19 protein-coding genes are annotated in these 19,442 nt (G+C 74.7%); 14 read left to right on the top strand and 5 right to left on the bottom strand.

Annotated elements, in window-relative coordinates; all coding sequences use genetic code 11:
* Positions 1-353: 353 nt before the first annotated feature.
* The 4 genes from ybaK to ABZ565_RS22550 all read right to left on the bottom strand — a co-directional run bounded on the left by ybaK (position 354) and on the right by ABZ565_RS22550 (position 4,463).
* Positions 354-854, bottom strand: coding sequence for a Cys-tRNA(Pro) deacylase (gene ybaK, locus ABZ565_RS22565; protein ID WP_361029636.1), 501 nt, complete (start codon positions 852-854; stop codon positions 354-356).
* A 4-nt stretch (positions 855-858) separates the two neighbouring features.
* Positions 859-1,602 (bottom strand): LON peptidase substrate-binding domain-containing protein, encoded by a 744-nt coding sequence (locus tag ABZ565_RS22560; RefSeq protein ID WP_361029633.1) that lies wholly within the window; start codon positions 1,600-1,602, stop codon positions 859-861.
* A 5-nt stretch (positions 1,603-1,607) separates the two neighbouring features.
* The gene (locus ABZ565_RS22555; protein ID WP_361029630.1) at positions 1,608-2,636 is read right to left on the bottom strand and encodes a hypothetical protein; all 1,029 of its coding nucleotides are present in this window, start codon (positions 2,634-2,636) and stop codon (positions 1,608-1,610) included.
* A 225-nt stretch (positions 2,637-2,861) separates the two neighbouring features.
* Positions 2,862-4,463: an oxidoreductase gene (locus ABZ565_RS22550; protein ID WP_361029626.1), complete on the bottom strand. Its 1,602-nt coding sequence runs from the start codon at positions 4,461-4,463 to the stop codon at positions 2,862-2,864.
* A 146-nt stretch (positions 4,464-4,609) separates the two neighbouring features.
* Between ABZ565_RS22550 and hisD the strand changes: the two genes are divergently transcribed.
* From hisD to ABZ565_RS22485, 13 genes are all read left to right on the top strand, one after another.
* Positions 4,610-5,932 carry a histidinol dehydrogenase gene (hisD, locus tag ABZ565_RS22545; protein WP_361029623.1) on the top strand — a complete coding sequence of 441 codons (1,323 nt, stop codon included), beginning with the start codon at positions 4,610-4,612 and terminating at the stop codon, positions 5,930-5,932.
* On the top strand, positions 5,929-7,065 hold the full coding sequence (locus ABZ565_RS22540) for a histidinol-phosphate transaminase (RefSeq protein WP_361029620.1): 1,137 nt from the start codon (positions 5,929-5,931) through the stop codon (positions 7,063-7,065). The genes hisD and ABZ565_RS22540 overlap by 4 nt, the downstream gene beginning before the upstream one ends.
* Positions 7,062-7,658: an imidazoleglycerol-phosphate dehydratase HisB gene (gene hisB / locus ABZ565_RS22535; RefSeq protein ID WP_361029617.1), complete on the top strand. Its 597-nt coding sequence runs from the start codon at positions 7,062-7,064 to the stop codon at positions 7,656-7,658. Before ABZ565_RS22540 ends, hisB begins: the two co-directional genes overlap by 4 nt.
* The gene (locus ABZ565_RS22530; RefSeq protein WP_203600638.1) at positions 7,655-7,822 is read left to right on the top strand and encodes a hypothetical protein; all 168 of its coding nucleotides are present in this window, start codon (positions 7,655-7,657) and stop codon (positions 7,820-7,822) included. Before hisB ends, ABZ565_RS22530 begins: the two co-directional genes overlap by 4 nt.
* Before the next feature lie 10 nt (positions 7,823-7,832).
* The gene (gene hisH / locus ABZ565_RS22525) at positions 7,833-8,474 is read left to right on the top strand and encodes an imidazole glycerol phosphate synthase subunit HisH (protein ID WP_361029614.1); all 642 of its coding nucleotides are present in this window, start codon (positions 7,833-7,835) and stop codon (positions 8,472-8,474) included.
* Positions 8,474-9,199 (top strand): bifunctional 1-(5-phosphoribosyl)-5-((5-phosphoribosylamino)methylideneamino)imidazole-4-carboxamide isomerase/phosphoribosylanthranilate isomerase PriA, encoded by a 726-nt coding sequence (gene priA, locus ABZ565_RS22520; protein WP_361029611.1) that lies wholly within the window; start codon positions 8,474-8,476, stop codon positions 9,197-9,199. Before hisH ends, priA begins: the two co-directional genes overlap by 1 nt.
* Complete coding sequence (locus tag ABZ565_RS22515; protein WP_361029608.1) at positions 9,196-9,600, top strand: RidA family protein; 405 nt, start codon at positions 9,196-9,198, stop codon at positions 9,598-9,600. Before priA ends, ABZ565_RS22515 begins: the two co-directional genes overlap by 4 nt.
* Positions 9,597-10,352 (top strand): imidazole glycerol phosphate synthase subunit HisF, encoded by a 756-nt coding sequence (hisF, locus tag ABZ565_RS22510; RefSeq protein WP_361029605.1) that lies wholly within the window; start codon positions 9,597-9,599, stop codon positions 10,350-10,352. Before ABZ565_RS22515 ends, hisF begins: the two co-directional genes overlap by 4 nt.
* 110 nt (positions 10,353-10,462) lie before the next feature.
* A complete protein-coding gene (locus tag ABZ565_RS22505) occupies positions 10,463-13,189 on the top strand; it encodes a LuxR C-terminal-related transcriptional regulator (protein ID WP_361029602.1) in 2,727 nt (908 codons plus the stop codon).
* 177 nt (positions 13,190-13,366) lie between these two features.
* Entirely contained in the window at positions 13,367-14,656 is a 1,290-nt protein-coding gene (locus ABZ565_RS22500) for a helix-turn-helix domain-containing protein (RefSeq protein WP_361029599.1), read from the top strand.
* A gap of 172 nt (positions 14,657-14,828) precedes the next feature.
* Positions 14,829-16,412, top strand: coding sequence for a cation acetate symporter (locus ABZ565_RS22495; RefSeq protein WP_361029596.1), 1,584 nt, complete (start codon positions 14,829-14,831; stop codon positions 16,410-16,412).
* Between the two features lie 39 nt (positions 16,413-16,451).
* Positions 16,452-17,039 (top strand): helix-turn-helix domain-containing protein, encoded by a 588-nt coding sequence (locus tag ABZ565_RS22490; RefSeq protein WP_361029593.1) that lies wholly within the window; start codon positions 16,452-16,454, stop codon positions 17,037-17,039.
* A gap of 25 nt (positions 17,040-17,064) precedes the next feature.
* Entirely contained in the window at positions 17,065-18,315 is a 1,251-nt protein-coding gene (locus ABZ565_RS22485; RefSeq protein WP_361029590.1) for an MFS transporter, read from the top strand.
* Between the two features lie 16 nt (positions 18,316-18,331).
* On the opposite strand, the gene ABZ565_RS22480 is transcribed toward ABZ565_RS22485, so the two are convergent.
* Complete coding sequence (locus ABZ565_RS22480) at positions 18,332-18,964, bottom strand: TIGR03085 family metal-binding protein (RefSeq protein ID WP_361029587.1); 633 nt, start codon at positions 18,962-18,964, stop codon at positions 18,332-18,334.
* A gap of 84 nt (positions 18,965-19,048) precedes the next feature.
* Here ABZ565_RS22480 and hisI point away from each other — a divergent pair, with 84 nt between their 5' ends.
* Entirely contained in the window at positions 19,049-19,432 is a 384-nt protein-coding gene (gene hisI / locus ABZ565_RS22475; RefSeq protein WP_361029584.1) for a phosphoribosyl-AMP cyclohydrolase, read from the top strand.
* The last annotated feature ends 10 nt before the right edge of the window (positions 19,433-19,442 follow it).

Genomic DNA, 19,442 nt, shown 5'->3' with positions numbered 1-19,442 from the left:
GGTTGTGCGGCGCTGCTCCGGGCCTTGCGCCTCAAGCGTCTGTGGGGCTGGGGTGTGTGGTGCTGTCGCGGGCGTTGCGCCTCAAGCGCCGGCGGGGCTGGGTTGTGCGGCGCTGCTCCGGGCCTTGCGCCTCAAGCGTCTGTGGGGCTGGGGTGTGTGGTGCTGTCGCGGGCGTTGCGCCTCAAGCGCCGGCGGGGCGCTGTGCGGCGCTGCCCCGGATCCCGCGCCTCGAACGCCGGCCCGGCTGGATGTGGCGGCCGGTAAATCCAGCCCGTCCGGCGTTTGAGGACGGAACCGGTCCGCCGGGGGCCCGCGCCTCGCGGTGTCGGGCAATCGGGGGCTCCGCCCCCCACTCAGCCGCGGCCGATGTCCGCGAAGATCGCGCCCGTCAGGGCCGCCAGGTCCTCCGGGGAGAGTTCCACCTCCAGGCCCCGGCGGCCCGCCGAGACGCAGATCGTGGCGTGGGTGCGGGCGGACGCGTCCAGGACCGTGGGGAGGCGTTTGCGCTGGCCCAGGGGGGAGATGCCGCCCCGGACGTAGCCCGTGGTGCGTTCCGCCGCGGCCGGGTCCGCCATCGTGGCGCGTTTGCCGCCCGCCGCCGCGGCCAGGGCCTTCAGGTCCAGGCTTCCGGCCACCGGGACGACCGCGACCGTCAGGTGGCCGTCCACGTCGGCGACCAGGGTCTTGAAGACGCGGTCGGGGGAGACGCCCAGGGCCTGGGCCGCCTCCTCGCCGTAGGAGGGCGACGCCGGATCGTGCTCGTACGCGTGCACGGTGAACGCCGTGCCCGCCGCCGTCAGGGCGACCGTGGCGGGGGTGCCGCCGGACTGGGGTTTCTTCTGCTTCTTCGCCATGGCGTCAGTTGGGGTGCGTCGGGGCGACGGTCAGGTCCACCGCGGGCAGCGACGGCAGGTGCCGGATCACCGCCGTCTCCGAGCGCAGGAGCCGCAGCTCCTCGCGGAGGCGGGTCGCGGTGTCCGGGGCCTGGAGGAGCCGCTGCTTGGCGGGGACGTCCAGGACCACCGTCGAGGCGACCAGGTACGAGACGACCGACGGGTCGTCCGGCAGGTCCGCGCCCGTGGTGAGGGAGCGCTCGCTCGCGCCCGCCAGGCGCTTCTGGTAGCCGCGGAAGGCCCGCAGGACGCCCTCGGCCAGCGGGCCCGCCTCGTCGCCAGGGTCCTCCTCCAGCTCCTCCAGTTCGGCCGTGAGGAAGGGGCCGCTCGCGTCCACGGACAGGAGCCGGACCCGGGTGGTGCCGGTGGCCAGGACCTCGAAGCTGCCGTCCGCGCGCTCCCGGATGGTCGCGGCGTCGGCGACGCAGCCCACCCGGTGCAGCGACTGGAGGGGATCGGCGCCGAAGCCGTCGCCCGGGCCGCGTTCGACGGGCTTGCGGACCGCCTCCGGCATGCCGAGACCCGTCACGGCGGTCTCCCGGCCGTCCCGGATGGCGACCACGGCGAACCGGCGCGGTTCGTCCTCGTCGATGGTCAGGAGCTCGCGCATCATGGCGCGATATCGCTCCTCGAAGACGTTGAGGGGCAGCACGAGGCCGGGGAACAGCACCGCGTTCAGCGGGAACAGAGGCAGGCGAGCGGTGGTCACAGCGGTCAAGCGTAATGGCCGCGGGCCCGTCCTCGTCCGGAGCCTTGCCTCAGCGGGGTCGCGGAGGCCACCCGGAGCCGTGCGCTGTCCCGTGCGTCCAGGAACCGGCCCAGCGGATCGCCGGACACCGAAGCCCACGGGAACGAGGACGCGTGCGCGCCGATCCGGCCGAACTGTTCCAGCGCCTCCGCCCACCGGCCCCGCACCACCAGGACGTACGCGAGCAGGTTGCGGACCTCGGCCGGCCACGGGTCGCCGGGGGCGAAGGCGGCCGACAGGGAGATCGCCAGGTCCGCCGCCGCGTCGATCCGCTCCTCCTGGACCGAGGTCGACCGGGCGTCCCACGGACCCTCGGTCAGCATCGCGAAAGCGGCCCGCAGCGGCAGCGCCTGGACCAGGGAGCTGGGCACCGAGTCCTCGGCGGCCCGCTCGGCGAAGTCGAAGCACTCGCGGTGCGAGCCGTACCAGGCGGCCGACAGGTACTGGAGCGCGGCGACATGACAGCCGTAGTGGTGCGTGGACCGCTGGAGGGCCTGCTCCCACAGCGCCTCGAACGTGGTGTGCGTGGCCTGCGTACCCCGGGCGTGGTCGAGCGCGAGGCGCCAGGGCACCGGGTCGCGCGGATCACCGGCCGCGGCCGCCGTGATCAGCGGTCCCACCTCGCGCAGCTGCTCCGCGCGCGCCGGGGACTCCCAGGCGCGCTCGACCGCGAGCTGCGCCTTGACGAGCAGCGCGTCCGGATCGTGCGGCGCGGCGGCCAGCCAGTCCGCGAGCCAGCCGTCCCGGTTGCGGGCGAACGCGACGAGCCGTCTCAGATAGCGGTCCCGGCACTCCCACTCGGCCGCGTCCCGGGTGGTCGCCAGGAGCTTCGCGGCCGGTTCGTACTCCCCGGCCGCGGCGGCCACCAGCGCGGGGGACAGCCGTTCGTCGGGGGCGTCGAGCAGCACCGCGTGGTCCGCGGGCAACCCGGTGGACAGCGCCGGGGTGTGCCGGATCACGCGCGCGGTTCGGAGCAGAGCGCGGAGGAAAGGCATGGTGCAGACCATTGAAAAGCGCTGGTGGAGGCGGCGCCAAGGGGAGCGCTGTGAAGCATTTGTGCCGAGTGGATGGGTTGCCCGGCCGCCGGTCAAGGAGCGGTAAAGGAATGCGCGGATTCTGGCTGGTTCTCGCTGGTCCTGGGCAGAAGGCCCGTGATCTGCCCAGGAGCCGACCCGGGCCCGCCGTCCGAGGAGGGCCGCACGCCCTCCGGCGTCCGGCGGTCAGCCGCGGCGCAGCAGCCGGGAGGCGCCCGCCGCGACCGTGGTGGCCAGTATCCACCCCACCAGCACCATCCCGGCCGCCATCCACTGCCAGGCGCCCTCCAGCCGCCAGTAGCCCTGCTGGCCGAGATCGATCACCGGGACGAGCAGATCCAGCGCGTACAGCGCCGCGTTCCACTGCGGATGCTCCGCGCCCTTGATCGAGGCCGGGTCGTACCGCGAGAAGGCCAGCGTGCCCGCCGCCCACAGCACCGCCATCCACACCGCGGCCCGCCCCGGCCGGTACCCGTACGCCACCGTCCAGTCCTGGAGGTAGCCCCACAGCTTCCCGGCCGGCGGCAGGGTCTCGCGGCGGCGGCGCTGCTTGGCGAGCAGCACCTCCCGGGCGTCCGCGTCCTCGCCGCAGCTGCGGAGCACCGCCGCCAGTCGCTCGTACGGCTCCGGCACGTACTCCGGGGTCGCCGCCGCCACCCACTCCAGGCGCCGGGAGAGCGGGAAATGTCCGTACGGGACGAGGTTCTCGTACACGAACCCGCCCATCGCGAGCCCGCCCGGGCCCGGCCAGCTCGTGGAGACGTCGATCAGCGTGACGACCTTCGCGCCGTTGAGCACCACCCGGCCGCGCACCGGACGCTCCGGGTTGAACCGCAGCTCCGGCGTGACCGTCCGGCGCAGCGACAGCTCCTCGTGCGTGTCCAGCACGAACACCGCCTTGTGCAGGTCCACCGCGTCACCGAACCTGCCGTCGTCCAGCCGCACCCCGCCCCGGCAGCGGAACACCTGCGAGCGGGTGCCGTGCGCCGGGGTCGGCGACGTGGCGATGCCGTACGGGGGAGTGGTGCCCTGGTTCCCCGTGTCCACGCTGACCCACGCCTCGCTCATGTACAGCGTCCGCTCGACGCTGAGCTGCGGGGCGTTCAGCGCGCGGCGGCCCCGCCCCGCCCGCAGCCGGCTGCCGCGCAGGCTCAGCGAACCGCCCACCTTCGCCCCGCGCAGGCTCAGCTCGCCCAGCATGTCGGCCATCTCGGCCTGGAGATCCTGGGCGACCGACAGACCGTCCCCGAGCAGCGCCCGCCCCTGCCGGTCCGGGCCGACCTCGATCTGGTTGACCAGCAGGTCCGTGCCGATCTGGGCGTCCGTGAGCCGGATGCCGCGCTCCACCCGGCAGCGCGGCAGATGCAGATCGCCCTCGGTGTGCAGCCGGGCCGCGTCGAACCGGGGCACCGCACACCCCACCAGCCGCAGGGTCGTGAAGTGGCACTCCGGGAACGCCACCTCCTCGTCGAACCGGCAGCCGGTCAGCTCCACGTACGGATCGACGCGCCCGCCCGCCAGGTCCAGCTTTCCGGTGATCCGTACGCCCCAGAGCTTCAGGGCCGTCACCCGGCCCGGCCGGGGCGGCGGGCCGCTCAGCAGGAGCCGGGCGACGACCCTGGCTCCCACGCTGCGCTCGGGGCCCCACTCGTGCGGGGCGAACGGATCGTCAAGGACCCGGTCGCGGGTCCGGAGGTCGTAGGTCGTGCCGTTCCGGAAGGACTGCCACATGCCCAGCTCCGCCGCGCTGAGGCCGTCCGGGAGATCATCGTCGTGCCGCTCCGTCACCGGTGCCCCTTTCGTTCGGAGGCGTGTTCCCGTTATTCCCTCTGAGTGACCGATTGAACGCACATAGTCAGCCGCCACAGCGACGGCATGTATCAGCCAGTGATACGGCCGTCCGGCCGCGCGCGGCGGTCTGAGAGAATTGCGGTGTGATCTCTCGAATCGATCTGCGCGGCGATGCCCTCCCCGAGGGCGGCGCCCTGCGCGACCTGCTGCCCCGTGCCGAGTTCGACGTGGAAGCCGCCCTGGAGACGGTGCGGCCCATCTGCGAGGACGTACGCCATCGTGGCTCGGCGGCAGTGATCGACTGGGGGGAGAAATTCGACGGCGTCCGGCTGGAATCGGTCCGGGTGCCCGCCGCCGCCCTCGCCCGGGCGCTCGACGAGCTCGACCCGGCCGTCCGCGCCGCCCTCGACGAGTCCATCCGCCGCGCCCGCCTCGTCCACCGCGCCCAGCGCCGCACCACGCACACCACCCAGGTCGTCCCCGGCGGCACGGTCACCGAGAAGTGGGTCCCCGTCGACCGCGTCGGGCTCTACGTGCCGGGCGGCCGCGCGGTCTACCCGTCCTCCGTCGTGATGAACGTCGTCCCGGCCCAGGAGGCGGGCGTCCCGGGCCTCGCCGTCTCCTCGCCGCCCCAGAAGGAGTTCGGCGGGCTGCCGCACCCCACGATCCTGGCCGCCTGCGCCCTGCTCGGCGTGGACGAGGTCTACGCGGCCGGCGGCGCCCAGGCCGTCGCGATGTTCGCATACGGCACCGGGGACTGCCTGCCCGTCGACCTGGTCACCGGCCCGGGCAACATCTACGTCGCCGCAGCCAAGCGCCTCCTCAAGGGCCGCATCGGCATCGACGCCGAAGCCGGACCCACCGAGATCGCGGTCCTGGCCGACGCCACCGCCGACCCGGTGCACGTCGCCGCCGACCTGATCAGCCAGGCCGAGCACGACCCGATGGCCGCCGCCGTCCTGGTCACCGACTCCGAGGAGCTGGCCGCCGCCACCGAGGCCGAGCTGGCCACCCAGGTCGCCGCGACCAAGCACGTCGAGGAGCGCATCGAGCCCGCCCTCGCCGGCCGGCAGTCCGCGATCGTCCTCGTCAACGACCTGGAGGACGGCCTCACCGTCGTCAACGCGTACGCCGCCGAGCACCTGGAGATCCAGACCGCCGACGCCGGCGCGCTCGCCGACCGGGTCCGCAACGCCGGAGCGGTCTTCGTCGGCCCCTGGTCGCCCGTCTCGCTCGGCGACTACTGCGCGGGCTCCAACCACGTCCTGCCCACCGGCGGCTGCGCCTGCCACTCCTCGGGCCTGTCCGTGCAGTCCTTCCTGCGCGGCATCCACATCGTCGACTACACGCGCGACGCGCTCGCCGAGGTCACCCACCACGTGGTGACCCTCGCCGAGGCGGAGGACCTCCCCGCCCACGGCGCCGCGCTCAAGGCCAGGTTCGGGTGGAAGGTTCCCCAGCAGTGACGAAGAACAACGCGGGCGGCCCCACGGCCAACCCCTGGGACGCCCTGCCCATCCGCGACGAACTGCGCGGCCAGTCCCCGTACGGCGCGCCCCAGCTCGACGTCCCCGTACGGCTCAACACCAACGAGAACCCCTACCCGCTGCCCGACGCGCTGGTCGACCGCATCGCCGAGCGGGTCCGCGAGGCCGCCCGCGACCTCAACCGCTACCCCGACCGGGACGCCGTCGAGCTGCGCACCGAGCTCGCCCGCTACCTCACCCGCACCGCCGGGCACCGCGTCGAGGCCGCCCACGTCTGGGCCGCCAACGGCTCCAACGAGGTCCTCCAGCAGCTGCTCCAGACCTTCGGCGGGCCCGGCCGCACCGCGATCGGCTTCGAGCCCTCGTACTCGATGCACGCCCTCATCGCGCGCGGCACCGGCACCGGCTGGATCTCCGGGCCGCGCAACGAGGACTTCACCATCGACGTCGACGCCGCCCGCGCCGTCATCGCCGAGCGCCGCCCCGACGTCGTCTTCATCACCTCCCCCAACAACCCCACCGGCACCGCCGTCGACGCGGACACCGTCCTCGCGCTGTACGAGGCCGCGCAGGCCGCCAAGCCGTCGATGGTCGTCGTGGACGAGGCGTACGGCGAATTCAGCCACCACCCCTCGCTGCTCCCGCTGATCGAGGGCCGCCGCCACCTGGTCCTCTCGCGGACCATGTCGAAGGCGTTCGGCGCCGCCGGGCTCCGCCTCGGCTACCTGGCCGCCGACCCCGCCGTGGTCGACGCGGTGCAGCTGGTCCGGCTGCCGTACCACCTGTCCTCCGTCACCCAGGCCACCGCGCTCGCCGCCCTGGAGCACACCGATACGCTCCTCGGGTACGTCGCACAGCTCAAGAGCGAGCGCGACCGGATCGTCACCGAGCTGCGCGGTCTCGGCTTCGACGTCACCGAATCGGACGCCAACTTCGTCCAGTTCGGCCGCTTCGCCGACAGCCACGCCGCGTGGCGGCAGATCCTCGACCGGGGCGTCCTGGTCCGGGACAACGGCGTACCGGGATGGCTGCGGGTCTCCGCGGGGACCCCGGCAGAGAACGACGCGTTCCTCGATGCGGTGCGCGGACTGAAGAAGGAGCACGACGCATGAACCCCCGCACAGGCCGCGTGGAACGCACCACGAAGGAGACGTCCGTCCTGGTCGAGATCAACCTGGACGGGACCGGCAAGGTCGATGTCGCGACCGGGGTCGGCTTCTACGACCACATGCTCGACCAGCTCGGCCGGCACGGTCTGTTCGACCTCACCGTCAAGACCGACGGCGACCTGCACATCGACACGCACCACACCATCGAGGACACCGCCCTCGCGCTCGGCGCCGCCTTCAAGCAGGCGCTCGGCGACAAGGTGGGCATCTACCGCTTCGGCAACTGCACCGTCCCGCTGGACGAATCGCTCGCCCAGGTCACCGTCGACCTCTCCGGCCGCCCCTACCTGGTGCACACCGAGCCCGAGAACATGGCGCCGATGATCGGCGCGTACGACACGACGATGACCCGGCACATCCTGGAGTCGTTCGTCGCCCAGGCGCAGATCGCCCTGCACGTCCACGTCCCGTACGGGCGCAACGCGCACCACATCGTGGAGTGCCAGTTCAAGGCGCTCGCCCGGGCCCTGCGCTACGCCAGCGAGCACGACCCGCGCGCGGCCGGAATCCTCCCGTCCACGAAGGGCGCGCTGTGACCGGCCTGAACACCATCCTGATCCTGCTCGGCCTGTTCCTGGCCGGCGGGGTCTACTCCTTCGCCAAGCAGGGCATGCCCAAGGGCGTCATCGTCCTGCTCTCCATCGGTTCACTGATGTGCCTGGTGGCGGGCGTCCTGCGCATCCAAGGACTCTGGGACTAGGAAGCGACACGTGGATACGAAGAAGAAGGTCGTCGTCTTCGACTACGGCTTCGGCAACGTCCGTTCCGCCGAGCGCGCCCTCGCCCACGTCGGCGCGGACGTCGAGATCACCCGCGACTTCGACACCGCGATGAACGCGGACGGGCTGCTCGTGCCCGGCGTCGGCGCGTTCTCGGCGTGCATGGAAGGGCTGAAGAAGGCCCGCGGTGAGTGGGTCATCGGCCGCAGGCTGGCCGGCGGACGCCCCGTCATGGGTATCTGCGTCGGCATGCAGATCCTGTTCGAGCGCGGCATCGAGCACGGCGTGGAGACCGAGGGCCTGGACGAGTGGCCCGGCACGGTCGGTCCGCTGAAGGCCGACGTCGTCCCGCACATGGGCTGGAACACCGTCGAAGCCCCCGAGGACTCCCAGCTGTTCGCCGGACTCGACGCCGGCGCCCGGTACTACTTCGTGCACTCGTACGCGGCGCACGACTGGGACCTCGAAGTGACCAACCCGAAGATCCGTGCCCCCAGGGTCACCTGGGCCACGCACGGCGAACGGTTCGTGGCGGCCGTGGAGAACGGCGCGCTGTGGGCCACCCAGTTCCACCCCGAGAAGTCCGGCGATGCCGGCGCCCAGCTGCTGACCAACTGGATCGAGACGCTGTAATGCCGAAGCTTGAACTGCTCCCCGCCGTAGACGTCCGCGACGGCCAGGCGGTGCGCCTGGTGCACGGCGAGTCCGGCTCCGAGACCTCCTACGGCTCCCCGCTGGAGGCCGCGCTCGCCTGGCAGCGCGCCGGCGCCGAGTGGCTGCACCTGGTCGATCTGGACGCCGCCTTCGGCACCGGGGACAACCGGACCCTCATCGCCGAGGTCGCCGGGGCCATGGACATCAAGGTCGAGCTGTCCGGCGGCATCCGCGACGACGCCTCGCTCGCCGCCGCACTCGCCACCGGCTGCCGCCGCGTCAACCTCGGCACCGCCGCCCTGGAGACCCCCGAGTGGGTCGCCAAGGTCATCGCCGAGCACGGCGACAAGATCGCCGTCGGCCTCGACGTGCGCGGCACCACGCTGCGCGGCCGGGGCTGGACCCGCGACGGCGGCGACCTCTACGAGACGCTGGCCCGCCTCGACTCCGAGGGCTGCGCCCGCTACGTCGTCACCGACATCGCCAAGGACGGCACGCTCCAGGGCCCCAACCTGGAGCTCCTGAAGAACGTCTGCGCCGCCACCGACAAGCCCGTCGTCGCCTCCGGCGGCGTCTCCTCGCTGGACGACCTGCGCGCCATCGCCTCGCTCGTCCCGGCGGGCGTCGAAGGCGCGATCGTCGGCAAGGCCCTGTACGCGAAGGCGTTCACCCTCGAAGAGGCGCTGGAGGCGGTCTCCGTATGACCGATTCCGCATCCGTGCGCCGCGTCTCCTCCGGCGCCCCCTGGGAGGAGAGGCTCGGCTACTCCCGCGCCGTCGAACTGCCGAACGGCCTGGTGCTCGTCTCCGGCTGTACGTCGGTGGTGGGCGGCGAGATCGCCGCCGGTGGCCCGTACGACCAGACCGTCACCGCCTTCGGCGTCGCCTTCGAGGCGCTGAAGGAGCTGGGCCTCGGCCGCGAGGACGTCGTCCGCACCCGCATGTACGTCATGCACGCCCGGGACACCGACGAAGTCGGCCGCGCCCACAAGGAGCTGTTCGACGCGGTGCGCCCCGCCGCCACCATGGTCGTCGTCTCCGGCTTCGTAGATCCGGGCCTCGTCGTCGAGGTCGAGGTCGAGGCCTACCGGGCGGGTGCGCGATGAGCCTCGCGGTACGCGTCATCCCCTGCCTCGACGTGGACAACGGGCGGGTCGTCAAGGGCGTCAACTTCCAGAACCTGCGGGACGCGGGCGACCCCGTCGAGATGGCGAAGCTGTACGACGCCGAGGGCGCCGACGAGCTGACCTTCCTGGACATCACCGCGTCCAGCGGCGACCGGGAGACCACCTACGACGTGGTGCGCCGCACCGCCGAGCAGGTCTTCATCCCGCTCACGGTGGGCGGCGGCGTCCGCACCCCGGACGACGTCGACAAGCTGCTGCGGGCCGGCGCGGACAAGGTGGGCGTCAACACGGCGGCCATCGCCCGCCCCGAGCTGATCCGGGAGATCGCCGAACGCTTCGGCCGCCAGGTCCTGGTGCTCTCGGTGGACGCCCGGCGCACCGCCGAGGGCACGTTCGAGGTCACCACGCACGGCGGCCGCCGGGGCACCGGCATCGACGCCGTCGAGTGGGCCCACCGGGCGGCGGAGCTCGGCGCCGGCGAGATCCTGCTCAACTCGATGGACGCCGACGGTACGAAGGACGGCTACGACACCGAGATGATCGCCGCCGTCCGCAAGCACGTCAGCGTCCCCGTCATCGCCTCCGGCGGCGCCGGCCGGCTCGCGGACTTCGCGCCGGCCGTCGACGCCGGGGCCGACGCGGTCCTGGCCGCGTCCGTCTTCCACTTCGGCGACCTGCGCATCTCGGAGGTCAAGGGCGCGCTGGCGGAGGTCGGTCACCCGGTGCGCTGACCGGACGGGTTGTGCGCGTGCACAGAGATGGGGCGCCTCTCCCTGGGAGGGCGCCCCATCGCCGTACGCGCACCTTCCGGGCCGCGGGCCTCAGGTCTAGCGTGCCCGGCGTGACTCCCCCCACGACCGTGCACAGTCCGCTCCGGCTGTACGGCCGCAGCGGTGAACTCGCCGCCACGAACGCCCTGTTGACGCGCCTCCACCACGGCGACGGCGGCGCGCTGGTCCTGACGGCCCCGCCGGGCTCGGGCCGCACGGCCCTCCTCGCCCATGCCGTCGCGGCGTACCGCGACCTGGGCGCCGGGCCCGTACTCCACGTCGTCGGTGCCCCCGACGAACGGTGGGTGCCGTACAGCGGGCTGCACGCGCTGCTGTGCGCGGCGGGGCCCGCACCCGGCGCCCCCGCCCGGGTGCCGCGCGACGGCCTCCTCGCCCTTCTCCGGCGGCTCGGCGGCGGGCGGCCGCTCCTGGTGTGCGTGGACGACGCCCACCTCTGGGACCCCGACTCCCGTGCCGCCCTCGCCTTCGCCGCCCGCAGGCTCGGGCCCGGCAGCCGGGCCGCCGTGCTGATCGCCGCCGGGGACGAGGCCGGCCTCGCCGGGCTGCCCGCCCTCCGCCTCGGCCCCCTGGACGAGGACGCGGCCTCCGCACTCCTGGACCGGCTCACCGGAGCGGACCCGGCCGATCCGGCGGTGCGGGAGGCACTGCTCAGGGAGGCGGCCGGGAACCCCGGACTGCTCACCGCCCTCACCGGCCGCCTCACCCCGGCCCAGCTCGCCGGGCGGGCCCCGCTGCCGCACCCGTTGCCCGGCGGGGACGACGTCCTGGCCGCCCACGCCGACCGCGTCGGCCATCTCCCCACCGCCACCCGGACCCTGCTCCTGATCGCGGCCGCCGCCCACGCGCACGAGCCGGAGGGCGCGGGGGCGGACCTCGCCCTCGTACGCCGCGCCGCCGCGTCGGCCGCCGTCCCGCCCGCCGCGTCCGACCTGGCCCTGCTCACGCCGGGCGGCACGGCCGGTGCGCTCCGGCGGGCCGGCGACCGGGTCCACTTCGGCGAGCCCCTGCTGCGCCGCGCCCTCCTGCACCGGGCGCCCCCGGACCGCCGCCGCGCGGCGCACGCCCTGCTCGCCGGCCTGCTCGCGCCCGGGTACGCCGCCCTGATCCAGCGGGCCTGCGCGTCCCCCGGCCCCGACGCCCCGCTCGCCGCCGCGCTGGAGGCAGCAGCGGCCCCGCCCCGCCCGCACGCCGACCGCGCGACCGCCCTCGCCCACGCGGCGGCGCTGACCCCGGACGAGGCAGCGAGGTCCACCCGGTTCGCGGCGGCGGCCGAGCAGTACCGCCTCGCGGGGGAGCCGGGGCGGGCCCGCGCCACGCTGGCACGGGCGGGAGCCGCGCCCGGCCACGGTCCCGCCCCTCACGTACGCGGCCTGCTCACCCTCGCCGACGGGCCCGCCCCCGACGCCCACGAGGCCCTGCTCACCGCCGCCGCCCTGCTCGCCCCGCACGATCCCGGGCGCGCCCGGGACGCCCTCCTCGGGGCCGCCGAGGCCGCCTGGGCGGCGGGGGACGCCCTCGGATACCTCGACGCGCTGACCCGCATCCCCACAGACGCCGCCGACCGGGAGCTGAGCCACTACCGGGACGGGATGTGCGCCGTGCTGCGCGGGCGGATCGGCGCGGGGCACGTGCTGCTGCGCCGCTGTCTCGACTCCGGCGCCCGCGACCCCGGGGCGCTGTTACGGGCCGGGGCTGCCGGACTCGTGCTCGGCGACCTCGACGCCGCCTGCCGGGCCGGGACCCGCGCCCTCGCCGCCGTACACGCGAGCGGTGCCGGCGCCCTGCTGCCGCAGGCTCTGGAACACCTCGCCTACGCGGAGCTGCGCGCCGGCCGGCACGCCCGGGCCCGGGCCCACGCGCTGGACGGCCTGCGCGAGGCATGCCGTACCGGGCGGCCCAACGCCGCCGCCCACCTGCACGCCGTACTCGCCCTCGCCGCCTCCGTGGAGAGCGGGGCGCGGGAGTGCGCGGCGCACGCCGAGGCCGCGCTCGCGGGCGCCGCGCCGCACGGGCTGGTCCAGGCGGAGACCCTGGCCACCTGGGCGCTGGCCCGGGCCGATCTGGCGGCCGGGCGCTCGGCGGAGGCGGCGGCGCGGCTCGACCCGCTCGTCCGGCCGGGGCCCCGGCGCGGCCACTTCGCCACCCGGATGCTCGCCGTGCCCTGTTACGTCGAGGCGTCCGTGCTGGCCGGGCGGGTGGTCCGGGGCGGGGGAGCGGAGCCGGTGGCCGAGGCGGTGGCGGAGTTCGCCGTGTGGGCGACGCGCACCACGGACCCCCAGGTCCCCGCCCAACTGGCCCGCTGCCGGGCCCTGCTGGCGCCCGTGGGCGAGGCCGCCGGGCGGTACGGGGAGGCGCTCGCCCATCACGACCGGGCCGGCGGCGACTTCGAACAGGCCCGTACCCGGCTGCTGTTCGGGTCCTGGCTGCGCCGGCGCCGCCGTACCCGTGAGGCCCGCGAGCCGTTGCGGGACGCCCTGGTCGGGTTCGAGCGGTGCGGGGCAGCGGCCTGGGCGGCCAGGGCGAGCGGCGAACTGCGGGCCGCCGGCGAGGCGGTGGAGGCCCCCGGCCCGTCCGGGGCGGCCGCCCCGCTGGCCGCGCTCACCCCGCAACAGGCGCGGATCGCCCGGTGCGTGGCCGAGGGGGCCACCAACCGGGAGGTCGCACGGCGGCTCTCGGTGAGCACCCGGACCGTCGACCACCACCTGCGCAACGTGTTCGCCGCCCTGGGCGTACGTTCCCGGACGGAGCTGGCCGGGCTGCTGGGCAACGGCGGCTGAAATTACCGAGGTTGCAGGACCGTGATGAGAAGGAGGCCGCACACCTCTAGGTACCGACTGGGCGGTATGTCATTCTGCGGGCGTCAGGATCTTTCGGTGCGCCCGCGGCCCTCCCACGGGCGGGGCGTGCCGGAGCCGGCCGTACACCGAGCCGGCCGAATCCCGGTGGAGGCCGCCATGCCACAGGTCGTACGTTCACGGGTCAGGGCGCTGCACGCGCCGCCGGCCGTCGCCCCGCTCCCGCGCCGCTTCCGGTCGCTGGCCGACCGGGAGGCCGTCGCCGTCCTGCACCGGGCCGCCCGGGTGCTGGTGGCGGCGCTCCCGGAGCTGACGGACCGGATGGTGGAGGCGCTGCGGGAGCGGGAGCCCGCCTACCGCGCGGCGATCGAGGCCGACCCGGCGGAGATCTGGCAGGAGGTGCACCACTCGCTGCGGCACAACGTCGGTTCGCTCATCCAGCCCCGCGAGTTCCGGGAGGCCGCGCACCGCACATCGCGGCGGATCGGCGAGGTGCGGGCCGAGCAGGGGGTGCCGCTGGACGCGGTCCTGCACGCGTTCCGGATGGGCGGGGCGATGGTCTGGCAGGACCTGGTGGACGAGACCGCCCGCCGCCACCCCGAGGACATCCGGCTGCTGGTCCATGTCGCCGCGGACGTCTGGAACTTCGTGGACGAGCACTGCGGGGTCGTCGCCGACGCCTACCGCAGGGCGGAACGCCGCCTCGCCTGGCGCCGGGAGAACCGGCACCGCCTGATGACCGCCGCGCTGCTCGACGGCACCGCCCAGATCGCCGACCTCCCCGACACGGCGGCGGCCCTCGGCCTGCCGGAGGACGGGCGGTACGCGGTGCTCGCGCTGCGCGACGCCCGCCGCTCCCCGCACGGCACGGCGCACCCGCCCCTGGAGCTCCCCGCCGGCACGGACGCCGTGTGGCACGCGGGGCCCGAGGCGGAGTACGCCCTCCTGTCGCTGGGCCGGTCCGGCGACGCGGACCCGGCGGACGCCCTCGCCGCCCTGGCCGCCGGTCTGCGCGTACCGCCCGGGGCCCGGGCCGGCATCGGCTCGGCGGTGGACGGTCTGGCGGCGGTCGGGGACGCCCGGCGCCTCGCGGACACGGCGCTGCGGGCCTGCCCGGCGGACGGCGGGACCGTCCTGCTCGACGAGCACCTGCCCGCCGCCCTGGTCGTCTCGTCCCCGGCGCTCGGCGCGGCCCTCGCCGACCGGGTGCTGGGCCCCCTGGACCGGCTGGACGCGGCCGACCGGGACGTGCTCATCGAAACGCTCACCGCGTGGTTCGACGCGGACGGCTCGGCGCCCCGGGCGGGCGCCCGCCTCTACTGCCACCGCAACACCGTCCTCAACCGCCTCCGCCGCTTCGAACAGCTCACCGGCCGCTGCCTGACCCGCCCTTCGGACGCGACCGAGGTCTCCCTGGCCCTGACGGCCCGCCGCCTGCTGCCGGACTGAGGGGGCGCGGGGCGTGCGGGGGCGCCTTGTGCCCCCGCACAGTCCCCGTCCGTACGACCTGTACCCCCGCCGCGCCCCGGGGTGACCCGCTGTACGCCGGCCCGGGAGGCTGATGCCGTAACCGCATGCCTTCTCCGTACCTGTTTCCCCTCACCACCCCGGGGCCCCGCCGGTGACCGGCGGCTTCGACGCCCGCTCGCTCGCGGTCGTCGTGTTTCTCGCGTTCGTCGCCGTCTCGTTGCTGCTGTGCGGGCTGGCCGCCGCCGACCAGGACGATCCGGAGCACTTCTACGCGGGCGGCGGTTCCGCGCTCGGCCCCGCCGGGAGCGGGCTCGCCGTCGCGGGGGACTACCTGTCCGCCGCGACGCTGCTCTCGACCACCGGGTCCGTCGCGCTGGCCGGGTTCGACGGGGTGCTGTTCGCCCTGGCCACGGTCGTCTCGCTGGTCCTGGTGATGCGGATCCTGGCCGAACCGATGCGCCGCGCCGGGGTGTTCACGCTCGGGGACTTCCTCGCGGACCGGCTCGACGACCCCTCCGTGCGCCGCGCCCTCGGCATCACGACGCTGGTGGTCCTCGCCCCGTTGCTCCTGGTCCAGCTCGCCACCGCCGGGCGGGTGATGGCCGCCATGTTCGGGCTGCCCGACGGCGCGCTCACCAGCTGCACCGTAGCCGGCGGCGCCCTGATGGTCTGCTACTCCGCGGTCGGCGGCATGCGGGGCACCGGGTACGTGCAGATCCTCAAGGTGGCGGTCGTCCTGGCGGCGGTGACCCTGCTCGCCGGTCTGGTGCTCGCCCGCTTCGGCTGGAACCCGTTCGCCCTGTTCGACGCCGCGCGCCGCGGCAGCGGGGCCGGCGGCGCGTACGCCCGCCCCGGGCTCCAGTTCGGCCACGGACTCGCCGGCACCCTGGACCTGCTGGGCTTCCAGCTCACCCTGCTCCTCGGGGCCGCGTGCATGCCGCACATCACGATGCGGCTGCACCCGATGCGCGACCGCCGGACGGTGCGCCGCGCGACCGTGTGGGCGGTGGTCCCGGTGGCCGTGCTGTGCGCCGGGGTCGTCGTCACCGGGCTCGGCGCGTCCGCCCTGCTCGGGCACAAGGCCATCCAGGGGGCGGACCCGGCCGGCGGGACCGCGCTGCTGCTGGTGACCGGCGCGCTCGACCCGGGCGCCGGCGGGCCGCGCGAGAGCCTGCTCTTCGCGTGCGTGGCCTGCGCGGTGTTCGTCACCACGCTGGCCGCCGTCGCCGGGATCACCCTCGCCGCAGCCTCGTCCCTGGCCCGCGACTTCGCGGCGCGACGCGGAGCGCGTGCGGCGGGGCGCCCCGGCCGGTCCGCACGGCGCGAGATCCTGCGGGCCCGCCTCGCGGTGGTCCTGACCGGCGCGGTCGCCGTCTGGGCGTCCACGTACACCCATGACCGCAACCCGCAGGTCCTGCTCTCGCTCTCGTTCGCGGCGGCGGCCTCCGTCCTGCCGCCGGTCCTGCTGTACGCGCTGTTCCGGCCGGGCTTCACCGCGCGCGGGGTGCGCTGGACGGTGTACGGGACGCTGCCGCTCATCGCGGTCCTGATGGTGTTCTCGCCCGCGTTCTCCGGCACGCCCGTCGCGCTCTTCCCGGCCCGCGACTTCCACTGGTTCCCGCTCCAGACGCCCGGCCTCCTCACCATCCCGGCCGGCTTCCTGCTCGCCCACCTCGGCTCCCGTGACGGCCGGAAGCCGGCCGGGACCAGACGTGCAGCTTTTCTTTCGCAATAGATATTGCACAACTTTTCTTTCCTATCTACGCTCGGTGGCATGGCACGCGACGAATCACGCCGGATCTCCGACCTCGGCACCCTCAAGGCATTCGGGCATCCCCTGCGGATGAGGCTCTACCGGGCCCTCTACATCTCCCGGCGGGCCACCGCCTCCCAGCTCGCCGAGCAGGTCGACGAGGCGGTCTCGCTCGTCAGCTACCACCTGCGCAAGCTCGCCGACCACGGCCTGATCGAGGAGGCCGACCGGCAGGGCGGGGACGGCCGCGAGCGCTGGTGGCAGCCCGCTTCGGAGGGACTGCGCTTCCACGACGCGGACTTCAGCGACGCGCCCGAGAAGGCCGCGACGCACTCCGCCGTCAGCCGGCTCTCCTTCGACCAGCACGTCGAGATGTACCACCGCCACCTCGACGCGTACCGCAACTGGTCCCCGGAGTGGCGCACGGCGTCCTTCAGTTCCGAATACCTGGCCCGGCTGACCGCCGACGAGCTCGCCGCGCTCGAACGCGAGATGAACGCGCTCATCAAGCGGTACGAGGAACAGGGCCGCGTCCGCGACGAGGCCGGCGACACGGAGAACCGCGAGAACGTCGCGCTGCACCTGTACGGCTTCCCGTTCCGGACCTGATCCGCCGATCCCAGAGGACGCCCCCGTGACTCTCACCCTCCCCGTCGGCAAGGACGCCGGACGCCCGGCCCACCGCGACGGCAACGTCCTGCGCTGGCTCGGCGCGTACACCGCGTCCATGATCGGCGACAGCGTGTACTACATGGCCCTGGCCTGGGCCGCCGCCCGCACCGGCAACGCCTCGCAGACCGGCCTGGTGCTCGCCGCGGGGTCCGTGCCCCGGGCGGTGCTCCTGCTCGGCGGGGGAGTGCTCGCCGACCGGCTCGGCCCGCGCCGCGTGGTCGTCGCCAGCGACACCGCCCGCTGCCTGGTCATCCTCGGCCTCGCCGGGACCTTGCTCCTCACCTCGCCCACGGTGTGGATGCTGATCGCCGTCGCGCTCGTCTTCGGCGCCGTCGACGCCCTCTTCCTGCCCGCCGTCGGCGCCCTGCCGCCCCGGCTCACCGCCGCCTCCCAGCTCGCCCGCGTCCAGGGCATGCGCGGCCTCGCCACCCGTACCGCCAACGTCGTCGGCGCCCCGCTCGGCGGCGTCGCCGTCGCCCTCGGCGGCCCGGTCCTCGCCTTCGCCGGGGCCGGAGTCCTCTTCGCCGTGTCGCTCCCGCTCCTGCTGGCCGTACGGATGGCCCCGCTGCCCGCAACGGAAACGGCCGCGGCCGCGCCCACCGGGACCGCCTGGCGCGAACTGGCCGACGGGCTGCGCCACATCCGCCGCCACCCGCTCCTCGGGCCCCTGATGCTCGTCGTCGCCGTCACCGAACTCGGCTTCGTCGGCCCCCTGAACCTCGGGCTGATCCTGCTCAGCGACGAGCGCGGCTGGGGCGCCTCCGGCATGGGCTGGGTCGTCGCCGCCTTCGGCACCGGTGCGGGCGCCTCCGCCCTGCTCCTCGCCGTACGCGGCCGAATACCGAGGGCCGGACTGGTCATGTGCCTGACCGTCCTCGTCGGGTCCTTCGCCATCGGGGCTCTGGCGTACGTGCCCTCCGTACCGCTCGCCGCGACCGTCGCGGTCCTCATCGGCCTGTTCGTCGGCCTCGGCGGGGCGCTGTGCGGCGCGCTCACGCAGACCGTCACCGACCCCGCCTACCTGGGCCGCGTCACCTCGGTCTCGACCCTCTTCACCCACGCCCTGGCGCCGCTCAGCTACCCCGTCACCGGTGCCGCCGTCGCCCTCTGGGGCACCGGCCCGGTCTTCGTCGCCAGCGCCGCCCTGTGCGCGGCCGGCGCGGCCGCCGGCCTCGTCCTCGCCCCGCTCCGCCGGGCGGAGCTGCCGCGCTGACCGCGGCGCACCCCGGCTACATGCCCAGCTTCGCCGTCGTCACCCGGCCGATCGCCTCCGGCTCGCCCTCCAGCTCCACCCGCGCCGCGTCCTGCCGCCCGAACGCGAACAGCAGCAGCTCGCCCGGCTCACCGGTCACCGTCACCACCGGCGTCCCCCGGTGCGCCACCGCGGTCTGCCCGTCCGGGCGGCGCAGCACCAGGCCCACGGGCGCCTTCCGGCCCAGCACCCGCGCCGCCTTCTCCGTACGCGCCCACAGCACGTCCGCGAAGACCGGATCCAGCTCACGGGGCGTCCAGTCGGGCTGCGCCCGGCGCACGTCCTCCGTGTGGATGTAGAACTCCACCGTGTTCGCCGCCTCGTCCAGCTGCTTCAGGCCGAACGGGGACATCCGGGGCGGGCCGGTGCGGATGAGCTGGATCAGCTCCTCGTACGGCTTCTCGGTGAACTCGGCCATGACCCGGTCCCGGCGGCTCCTCAGCGGCCCGATGACGATCCCGGCCGCCGCGTCCGGCCGCCGCTCCCGCACCACCACATGGGCCGCGAGATCACGGGCCGTCCAGCCGTGGCACAGGGTCGGGGCCTGCGGACCCGCCGCCTCCAACAGGTCGGCGAGCAGAAGACGTTCGCGCTTCGCATGGGTCGACATGCCCGCCAGCGTACGACCGCCGTCCCCCGTCCGCCCAGTGGACGCCCGCCCGGACACCCCGCGCCCCCACGGCACAATGGGCCCATGAGCAGCACGCCCCAGCCCGGCACCCCCCGGACAGCCAGCGACCTCGACCCCGCCATCGCCGCCCGCCTCAAGCGCGGCGCCGACGGGCTGGTCCCGGCCGTCGCACAGCAGTACGACACCGGCGAGGTACTGATGCTGGGCTGGATGGACGACGAGGCGCTGCACCGCACCCTCACCACCGGCCGCTGCACCTACTGGTCCCGCAGCCGCCAGGAGTACTGGGTCAAGGGCGACACCTCGGGCCACATCCAGCTGGTCAGGTCCGTCGCCCTCGACTGCGACGCCGACACCGTCCTCGTCAAGGTCGACCAGACCGGCGCCGCCTGCCACACCGGCGACCGCACCTGCTTCGACGCCGACGTCCTCTTCCTCGGACAGTAGGGTCTGCCGC

This window comes from Streptomyces sp. NPDC016469 (genome assembly GCF_040632905.1).
Lineage (GTDB): Bacteria > Actinomycetota > Actinomycetes > Streptomycetales > Streptomycetaceae > Streptomyces.
Note: the sequence above shows the minus strand (reverse complement) of the source record. Positions and strands in the feature narration are given on the sequence as shown.

Coding starts and splice junctions, on each gene's coding strand:
- ybaK (WP_361029636.1), bottom strand. CDS start 854: ATGGCGAAGAAGCAGAAGAAACCCCAGTCCGGCGGCACCCCCGCCACG.
- ABZ565_RS22555 (WP_361029630.1), bottom strand. CDS start 2,636: ATGCCTTTCCTCCGCGCTCTGCTCCGAACCGCGCGCGTGATCCGGCAC.
- hisB (WP_361029617.1), top strand. CDS start 7,062: ATGAACCCCCGCACAGGCCGCGTGGAACGCACCACGAAGGAGACGTCC.
- priA (WP_361029611.1), top strand. CDS start 8,474: ATGCCGAAGCTTGAACTGCTCCCCGCCGTAGACGTCCGCGACGGCCAG.
- ABZ565_RS22515 (WP_361029608.1), top strand. CDS start 9,196: ATGACCGATTCCGCATCCGTGCGCCGCGTCTCCTCCGGCGCCCCCTGG.
- hisF (WP_361029605.1), top strand. CDS start 9,597: ATGAGCCTCGCGGTACGCGTCATCCCCTGCCTCGACGTGGACAACGGG.
- ABZ565_RS22500 (WP_361029599.1), top strand. CDS start 13,367: ATGCCACAGGTCGTACGTTCACGGGTCAGGGCGCTGCACGCGCCGCCG.
- ABZ565_RS22490 (WP_361029593.1), top strand. CDS start 16,452: ATGGCACGCGACGAATCACGCCGGATCTCCGACCTCGGCACCCTCAAG.
- ABZ565_RS22480 (WP_361029587.1), bottom strand. CDS start 18,964: ATGTCGACCCATGCGAAGCGCGAACGTCTTCTGCTCGCCGACCTGTTG.
- hisI (WP_361029584.1), top strand. CDS start 19,049: ATGAGCAGCACGCCCCAGCCCGGCACCCCCCGGACAGCCAGCGACCTC.